The following is an 8,541-nucleotide window of genomic DNA, read 5'->3' on the forward strand; positions in this document are numbered from 1 at the left end:
AAAAAGTGATTTATGCTGGAAAGTGAGCAAGAAGTTGCGCAGATTTTGTATTTATTCTGAAAGTTTAAGTTAGGCTTATGAAAGCCATGTCTGTTTGCGAGTTATCACCTATCAATATAGCGAAAACACGCGTAAAGATTTAGTAAATTATTATATGGCTAATTATTACCATTATGATTTTAGCTAAACCAGGGAGCGGAACATATTTAGTCTAGTGGTATATGTCTTTGGCAAAATCTATCGGCAAGATCCTCTCCGACTTTGTTGAATAAGCAGAGCCTTTGACGAACGCGACAATTAAAACGCTACGGTTTCCTGTACATCCTGACTCACTGTGGCGAAGCAAACGTTTAAAATCCCAACTGGAAAAAAGACAGTAAGGCACTTGCCCAGTGCAATTATTGACTAACTGGTTCGACGAAACCGCTATCGCCGCATGATATGAGGCTTTCGAAGCAGAAATATCATCACCATTTATTTCTACCACAGTAAATTTCGTTATGTAAAAGGAGATACGGTGATGCATCCAATTAGTAGAACATGTATTTTTCAATGAAAGCGCCGATGACTTTTTCATGCAATTCAATCGAGCGTGAGAAGAAAATTGTTTTACGTGCCAAACGCTTACCGTTTTTTATCCGTTATTATGAGGATATATTCAACGGCACTATTGATGATATCTATCACAAGATTTATTCTAAAATCAGCGATGGTTTCAACCAAGATAAAAGCGTTGGAGTAAACTGGGTAATTCCACCGTCAAGATTATACGAGCTTGAACATTTTCATCGGTTCGGATTCAAAAAAAAACCATCTCCCACAGAGCTTCTTCAATATGTCGCAAGTGACTTTGGGGTGCAGATATAATTCTTCTCGTGAAATATAATAACTGTCACTAATATGAACAGCTGATTTTCATTAATGCTATTTTCACAAGCTAGCTCCCAATCTTGCTGTACGCTTACAAATGATATAGTACAGTCAAAAATTCCTTTGAGATTTTGGAGCTCTATTTTTTCAAATGCAGGTGACAAGGAATGTTTTGCCTACTGGCCATTATAAATACTCTCACCCTAGTCTTGTCGCAGGAGATTGTCTGGAAGTGGGATTATATGCGCCAACGCGCGGGACTACGCATTCAGGAGGAAGCTGTAGATGCAGTTGGGAAAGTTGACCCGGCGAAGGCCGGGAAGATTTTACAGAAATCTGCCGATGCGTTCTCACCGGAGAACGGTGCGCGTGAAGGCGTGGTTATAGGATGAGGCCAGCGTTCCAATAGGGAAAATACTGCTCCACCGAGAAAATATTGTCTCTGAAAATAAAAAGACGATCCATTTTCAACAACAGATCGCCCTAACTGGATAAATTCTGCTAAAGCATTACCGCTCGTGCCGATTCATCAACTTTTCGCCCCCACCAGTCCATAACCTCGACGCGCTGCGCCAGATAGGTCGAGCGGTTATAGGCTGCCCGCGTTTGGTTAGAATCGGAATGAGCCAGCACAGCTTCAATAACATCCGGTGAAAATCCGGCTTCATTCATGGCTGTACTGCCCAACGCCCGAAAACCGTGCGATACCAATTCTCCCCCCCAACCCCATGCGATGCAATGCCTTATTGACCGTCTCGCTGTGCATAGGCTTGCTGCGCTTGCCCCTGCCGGGAAAAAGGAATGGTGAGTGTCCGCTCAGCGGCTGAAGCCATTTCAGTAACGCCATCACTTGCGGTGACAACGGTACTTGATGTTCACGGCGCTTCTTCATACGCTCAGGCGGAATGGTCCAGAATTTTTTCTCCATGTCGATTTCGCACCACATCGCGCCAGCCGCCTCACCGGGACGAACCAGCGTCAAAAGTTGCCATTTCAGCAGATAGCGCGTCATCAGGGCCAGATTGGTCGTTTCAAAGCGCTGCATCAGTTCCGGCAAACGTTCAGGACGAATGGTTGCCATATGCCGTTTCTCTGGTTTTTCAAATACCCGATTCACGCGGTAAAGGGGATTCGCCTCAATCAACCCCAGATTGACGGAAAAATCCATCACCTCGTTAACGCGCTGGGTGATCCGGCGTAGGGTTTCCAGCGCACCCCGTATTTCAATCGGTCTCAACGCAGCAATCAGGTCGGGAGCTTTCAGTTCCGTGACGGAAATATCGCCGATGGCCGGAAACACGTTATTTTCCAGTGACGACCAGATTTGTACGGCGTGCTTCTCCGTCACCTTCCCTTTTTTGATTTTATGCCATTTTTCAGCCACAACGCGAAAGCGGCTCTCGTCAGTCCGTTTGCGTTGATCTGCTGCTTCACGTTCAACTTCTCTGGGATCGATGCCTTTAGCCAGCAGCGCCAGTAATTTCTGGTGCTCCCGGCGAACATCCGCCAGCGAAACGTCAGGATATTGCCCCAGGCTGATTTCCGTGGCTTTTCCGGTGGAGGGACGGTTGTAGCGACAGTGCCAGTATTTGTTGCCGTTGGGTTTGATCTGTAAGCACAGACCCCGCCCGTCGAACAGATAATAGGGCTTCGCGGCGGGTTTTGCTTTCTGAACCTCGGAAGAGGAAAGGGGACGGGTAATGATAGCCATTTCTGCTCCTTGATAAACGCGGGCCCGGAGGCCGTTTTCACAAAGTTGAATGGCTGCAATACTCTGGAATTAAAACGTTTTCCGTCATAAACAATTCAAAATGAGTGTATCGAAATATCCTCATCGGGCGATCTACTCATTTATCTACTCATTATCTTTGGCTTCCCCGGCACGCCGGTGGAAATATAGGGACGGAAAAAAACCGCAAGCCGTTGATGACGTTGCGGTTTCTTAACTCATAAGGATGTATGAAAACATCCAAAGACAATGATGTGGCGGAACGGACGGGACTCGAACCCGCGACCCCCTGCGTGACAGGCAGGTATTCTAACCGACTGAACTACCGCTCCACTCTGTGCTCATCGAGCGGGAGGAATACTAAGATGATGGTACTATTACGTCAATGGTTTTTATAACTAACCGATTCTGTTTGCTTATAATTTCATCTCAACGATTATTCCCTCGCCGATAAAGCGCTACTCATTGCGCCACAGGCAGCTGCCCCCTTTCTTCGCAATCAGATCCAAACGCTTTTCATGTGTGAATAATTCCTCTTCATTGGCATAGAGAACCTTCAATGCTGATGCAGGGCGCGTAATGCGCTGAATAGTTTCACTCTCATTTTCCTGCCGCTGCGCCTCACCTTCCATTGAGAACGCCAACGATGTCTGGCCGCCGGTCATCGCCAGATAGACTTCCGCCAGAATCTCGGCATCCAGCAATGCGCCGTGCAGCGTTCGTTTACTGTTATCTATCTGATAGCGATCGCATAGTGCATCCAGACTATTGCGTTTGCCAGGGAAGATCTTACGCGCCATCAACAGGCTATCGGTAATCTTACAGAACGTTTCCGTCTTCGGGATATCCCGATTCAGCATACGGAACTCATAATCCATAAAGCCGATATCAAACATTGCGTTATGAATAACGAGTTCGGCGCCCCGGATAAAATCGAGAAAATCATCGACAACGTCGGCGTAAGTTGGCTTATCCGCTAAAAACTCATCGCTGATACCGTGTACGTTGTACGCTTCAGGATCGACTAAACGATCGGGTTTGATATAAACATGAAAATGGCGGCCAGTCAGACGACGGTTGATAACCTCAACTGCACCAATTTCAATAATTTTATGCCCTTCGTAGTGAACCCCCAGTTTATTCATACCGGTGGTTTCAGTATCCAGGACGATTTGTCGCGTAATTTCAGTGCTCATCGTTTTCGTTTATGTCAGACTTGCCGTTTTCACCATAAGGGAGAGTCTACCAGAGATGATTAAACAGGTAGAAATTTTCACCGACGGATCTTGTTTGGGGAATCCGGGACCAGGCGGTTACGGTGTATTATTGCGTTACAAACAGCATGAAAAAACGTTGAGCGCCGGCTATCGATTAACCACCAATAACCGAATGGAACTGATGGCGGCCATTGCTGCGCTTGAAACGCTGACCTCTCCATGTGAAGTGGTGTTAAGTACCGATAGTCAGTATGTGCGTCAGGGAATCACCCGTTGGATTCATAACTGGAAAAAACGCGGCTGGAAAACCACAGATAAAAAACCGGTAAAAAATGTCGACCTCTGGCAACGCCTTGATTTAGCGATTCAACGCCATACCCTGCGCTGGGAATGGGTAAAAGGACATGCCGGACATCCGGAAAATGAGCGCTGTGATGAACTGGCCCGTAGCGCCGCTAGCGCCCCGACGCTTGATGACGTTGGTTACAAACCCGAATAACGATATCCCTTCAACGCCGATAGATTTTCGTCGCGCCGACCGTGCGGCGCAACGGCGCCTTGCGTAATTTGGCACGCATCGGCGTAGCAATCAGCGGAATCGTCCTTTTGCGCGCCACAAGCAATGTGATGCAGCCAAAAACAGGAAAATGCTTGTTCAACTTTCCTTTATTTCTTCGCCATGGCGTAACATGAAAACTGGCGTGGTGTACCACCTCATAGTTCAGCAAAGCAAGCCAATCCATCATCCTCATTTGCGTAAACATTCGGCTGCAATAAGGCTGTCGTTTGTTTAATTTGGGGATAAGTTTAGCTAATCCAACAAAACTGATCGGATTGAAACTACTCAATATCAACCAGCCATCGTCAATTAATACGCGGTCCACTTCACGCAAGATGCGGTGCGGATCTGAAGAATAAGACAGCGTTTGAGCCAGCAAACACGCATCAACCGACTTTTCAGAAAAGGGTAACTGATGCGGGTCAGCAATAATCTGCAAGTTATTGCCGCAAGGGCCAACATTAACCTGATGTGAAATCGAACATTCACTCACGGTGATCTCTGCGCTCAACTGCCCTATTTTGAGTAGATGGAAACCAAACAACTTCGGCCACCAGGGGAGTAATGCCTGTTCAAGTGATTCACGGTAGTATTGACCACAGGTGATATCATCCCATGAACCCGGGGTAATCAGAGTCTGAGGGGTTTGCGCTGGCTTCATGTTCTATTATCTTCCTCAGGCTGATAGCAAAACGAGGTAATCAATGAATCTTATCAGTATTCCCGCCCTTCAGGACAACTACATTTGGCTATTGAGTAACAAAGAAAATCACTGCGTGATTATCGATCCCGGCGAGGCAGAACCGGTATTAAAAGCGCTGCAAGAATACCAGCTTTATCCTGAGGCTATTTTACTTACGCATCACCATCAAGACCATGTCGGCGGCGTGGGCCAACTCGTCGAAAAATATACAAATCTGCCCGTTTTCGGCCCGGCAGAAACGGCAAAAAGCGGCGCAACCACCATCATTAATGCTGAAAAAACCATCAAATTGTTAAATTCGGAATTTTCTGTATTCGATGTTCCAGGCCACACAATTGGTCACATTGCATACTACCACCATCCGTTTTTATTCTGCGGCGATACGCTTTTTTCCGCTGGCTGCGGCAGAATATTTGAAGGTACGCCAAATCAAATGTTTGAATCTATTCAAAAAATATCTAAATTGCCTGATGACACGCTGATTTGTTGTGCGCATGAATATACGCTCTCAAACTTAGAGTTTGCTCACACAATATGGCCAGAAGAACCAACTATTGAGGCCTACCTTTATAAAATCAGTCAGATACGAGAAAAATCACAATCAAGTTTACCGACAACGCTAGGGTTAGAGCGAAAAATCAATCTTTTTTTACGCTGCCATGAAATTGATTTAAAAAGAAAAATATCATCAGAACCCGAAAGCATAGAGAATTGGGAAGCATTTGCCCTGCTACGTAGCAAGAAAGACTGCTTCTAAAGGTTTATGTTGTGCTGATCCGCTAATCCAAGTATTATTGCTCGTCTTTTAAACAACTATTGACATACATATGAAGGCTAAAGCGATGATATTCGCTTCTGTCTTGTTAGTCGGTTGTCAGGTTTCCCCCCAAGATACCTCTCAACCCAAACAGCATGCACAGAGTCTGTCTTCGGCAGGTCAAAGTGAAGCAGGAAAGTACGCAGATGGTCGAGAGACCTCGGCGCGATGGCTGGATGATGGTAGCCTCGCGCAACGAGATCTGTGGAACTTCATTGGCGACGAGTTGAAGATGGAGGTTCCGGATAACGCCCGGATCCGCGAGCAAAAAACGCGTTATTTAAAAAATAAGAGCTATCTCCACGATGTAACATTACGGGCAGAGCCGTACATGTACTGGATAGTCGAGCAGATTAAGCAACGTAAAATGCCGATGGAACTGGTACTGCTACCCATAGTGGAGAGCGCTTTTGACCCTCAAGCCACATCATCCGCCAACGCCGCAGGGCTATGGCAGATAATCCCTGGCACGGGGCGCAATTATGGTTTGACCCAAAACCAATGGTATGACGGACGTCGTGACGTCGTCGCGTCTACGACCGCTGCACTGGATATCATGCAGCGTCTTAACGCCATGTTTGACGGTGACTGGTTATTGACAGTCGCTGCTTATAACAGTGGTGAAGGTCGTGTCATGCAAGCGGTTAAAGCAAATAAAGCAAAGGGAAAATCAACAAATTTCTGGGCATTGACGCTACCACGTGAAACGTCAATCTATGTTCCCAAAATGTTGGCCCTGAGCGATATTCTTAAGAATAGCAAAAAATACGGCGTTAACCTGCCCAAACCAAACGAAAGCCGCGCATTGGCCAGAGTGGACCTTGGACAGCAAATGCAATTGACGCAAGCAGCAGAAATGGCAGGTTTGTCGTTAACCAAGTTAAAGAGCTATAACTCAGGTTACAAGCGTAATGTGACGGCACCAAATGGTCCACATTACATCATGGTACCGAAAGCTCACGTTGAGCAGTTGAAGGGGTCGCTGGCAGATGGTGATATTGCCGCAATCCAGCAACCTACTCGTTTAGCGCAATCAACGGCAGATTCGCAGTATAAGGTTCGTTCCGGCGATACGTTGTCGGCGATTGCAGCTCGGCTGAATGTCAGCACCAAAGATTTACAAAGCTGGAATAATCTACGGAGTGCAAGCACACTCAAGATTGGACAGACATTGCAAATTGCCAAGGTAGCGAACAACAGCAGTAGCAGTAAAGGCGATTCAATCACCTATCAGGTTCGTAAAGGTGATTCACTTGCCAGCATTGCCAAGCGCCACGGAGTGAATATTGCAGATGTTATGCGCTGGAATACGGTTATTAACAAGAATGCCAATATTCAGCCAGGTGATAGACTGACGCTCTATGTCAGTGATGGTACAAGGCCTGACTCTTAAATAGCGCATACAAAAAAACCGCCTTTTTTTAGGCGGTTTTTTTCGTTTCTAACAAAAGTGACCATCTCATCTAAGCTGAAATTCTACCAGCAACGGATTGTGATCCGATGCCTGCGTCACCAGAATTGAAGACTGAACGACATCCAACCCACTATAGAATACGAAGTCCAGAGGGCGCCCAAATGCTCTACGGCGATGATCGTCAATAAAACCCACCTCTTGCAACGCCATGCGCGTAGCAAAGCGATAAAGCGCATTAATCCGGGGCTGACTCCAGGCATTAAAGTCACCCGCCATAATAGCGGGGCCACGGTGATGGCTAAGCAACTCACCAATCGACTCAAGCTGCTTACTGTATACTTCAACACCGAAACTGAAATTTACTGCATGAATATTGATCACCATCAGTTGTCGACCATCATGCAACAAATACACCGTCACCAGCGCAGACTTCGATAAACGCAGTAATGGTTCCCTTTCACGCAGCGGGCAACAATACATAGGCTGAGCAGCCGACAGCGTCATTACGCCTGAAGGATGCTGTGGCAGGACAACGGCCGGAACCTGATCGGTAGAAAGATAGTTAGATGTTGCAAAACGAATAAGCTCTGGCGTGCTCTGCGCCTCCTGCAATAGAACCAGCTGAGTATCTTTGCCAAAATTCTGTAAAACAGAAAGCCAGTTCACTCTTTGCTGCTTAAAGATGTTCCACACCATGACGCGCAAAACATTCTGCTCAAGCAGCAATGGCCCTGTTGGTAGCATTTGTTCCAGAGGAAACATTTGCCGGGGTGGGAAGATACGTTCTGCCGGTTGCCCAGCAACATATCTCATCGCATAGTTTTTTTTTCGCACGCCTCGCCTGCTATAAATTTCAATACGCCAATGCAACAACTTGAGCAGAGGTACTCTTCTGTTATAGGGATTTTATATCAGACTTTCAATGCATGACGGCCGTTAAGCAGAGAAAATATGAGACAGACTGCGAAAACGAGCTGCTATTCATGGCATATGATGCCGACATCATTCTTATGAAATCACCAGCACTATGATTGTAGTAGCAGGTTTGGTTCTGGTGTGAGGAGCCACAAAAAACCGTACGACAGTCGGGTAAGCAGGCATAAGAAAACAATCGCCAAAGATGTTCTCAAATATTTTGACGTTATAAATACAAAAAGCCCTGAGTCTAGACCCAGGGCTTATGCAATAAGTGGCGGAACGGACGGGACTCGAACCCGCGACCCCCTGCGTGA

The 8,541-nt window shown here is 46.5% G+C and carries 7 protein-coding genes, 1 tRNA gene and 2 pseudogenes; 4 read left to right on the forward strand and 6 right to left on the reverse strand.

The window, feature by feature from the left end:
• Window positions 1–530: 530 nt before the first annotated feature.
• Window positions 531–626: pseudogene (locus DDT52_RS20510) on the reverse strand (IS1 family transposase); the annotation flags it as partial.
• A gap of 411 nt (window positions 627–1,037) precedes the next feature.
• Here DDT52_RS20510 and DDT52_RS20515 point away from each other — a divergent pair.
• Window positions 1,038–1,262 carry a hypothetical protein gene (locus DDT52_RS20515; RefSeq protein ID WP_136157966.1) on the forward strand — a complete coding sequence of 75 codons (225 nt, stop codon included), beginning with the start codon at window positions 1,038–1,040 and terminating at the stop codon, window positions 1,260–1,262.
• A 109-nt stretch (window positions 1,263–1,371) separates the two neighbouring features.
• Here the strand turns inward: DDT52_RS20515 and DDT52_RS20520 are convergent.
• From DDT52_RS20520 to dnaQ, 3 genes and pseudogenes are all read right to left on the reverse strand, one after another.
• Window positions 1,372–2,581, reverse strand: a pseudogene (locus tag DDT52_RS20520) (integrase domain-containing protein).
• A gap of 273 nt (window positions 2,582–2,854) precedes the next feature.
• Window positions 2,855–2,931 (reverse strand) — tRNA-Asp (locus tag DDT52_RS20525).
• Window positions 2,932–3,057: 126 nt separating this feature from the next.
• Window positions 3,058–3,795, reverse strand: coding sequence for a DNA polymerase III subunit epsilon (gene dnaQ / locus DDT52_RS20530; protein WP_136157967.1), 738 nt, complete (start codon window positions 3,793–3,795; stop codon window positions 3,058–3,060).
• On the opposite strand from dnaQ, the gene rnhA reads away from it, so the two are divergent.
• Entirely contained in the window at window positions 3,749–4,315 is a 567-nt protein-coding gene (gene rnhA, locus DDT52_RS20535; RefSeq protein ID WP_168709814.1) for a ribonuclease HI, read from the forward strand. The genes dnaQ and rnhA overlap by 47 nt on opposite strands.
• 10 nt (window positions 4,316–4,325) lie before the next feature.
• Here rnhA and DDT52_RS20540 read toward each other — a convergent pair whose 3' ends face one another.
• Window positions 4,326–5,036 carry a class I SAM-dependent methyltransferase gene (locus DDT52_RS20540; RefSeq protein WP_109491525.1) on the reverse strand — a complete coding sequence of 237 codons (711 nt, stop codon included), beginning with the start codon at window positions 5,034–5,036 and terminating at the stop codon, window positions 4,326–4,328.
• Between the two features lie 43 nt (window positions 5,037–5,079).
• On the opposite strand from DDT52_RS20540, the gene gloB reads away from it, so the two are divergent.
• Window positions 5,080–5,835 carry a hydroxyacylglutathione hydrolase gene (gene gloB / locus DDT52_RS20545; protein WP_136157969.1) on the forward strand — a complete coding sequence of 252 codons (756 nt, stop codon included), beginning with the start codon at window positions 5,080–5,082 and terminating at the stop codon, window positions 5,833–5,835.
• Window positions 5,836–5,905: 70 nt separating this feature from the next.
• Window positions 5,906–7,288: a murein transglycosylase D gene (gene mltD, locus DDT52_RS20550; protein WP_136157970.1), complete on the forward strand. Its 1,383-nt coding sequence runs from the start codon at window positions 5,906–5,908 to the stop codon at window positions 7,286–7,288.
• A 66-nt stretch (window positions 7,289–7,354) separates the two neighbouring features.
• On the opposite strand, the gene DDT52_RS20555 is transcribed toward mltD, so the two are convergent.
• Window positions 7,355–8,143, reverse strand: a complete 789-nt coding sequence (locus DDT52_RS20555; RefSeq protein WP_136157971.1) for an endonuclease/exonuclease/phosphatase family protein — start codon at window positions 8,141–8,143, stop codon at window positions 7,355–7,357.
• Between the last annotated feature and the right edge of the window lie 398 nt (window positions 8,144–8,541).

This window comes from Brenneria roseae subsp. roseae (genome assembly GCF_003115845.1).
GTDB lineage: Bacteria > Pseudomonadota > Gammaproteobacteria > Enterobacterales > Enterobacteriaceae > Brenneria > Brenneria roseae.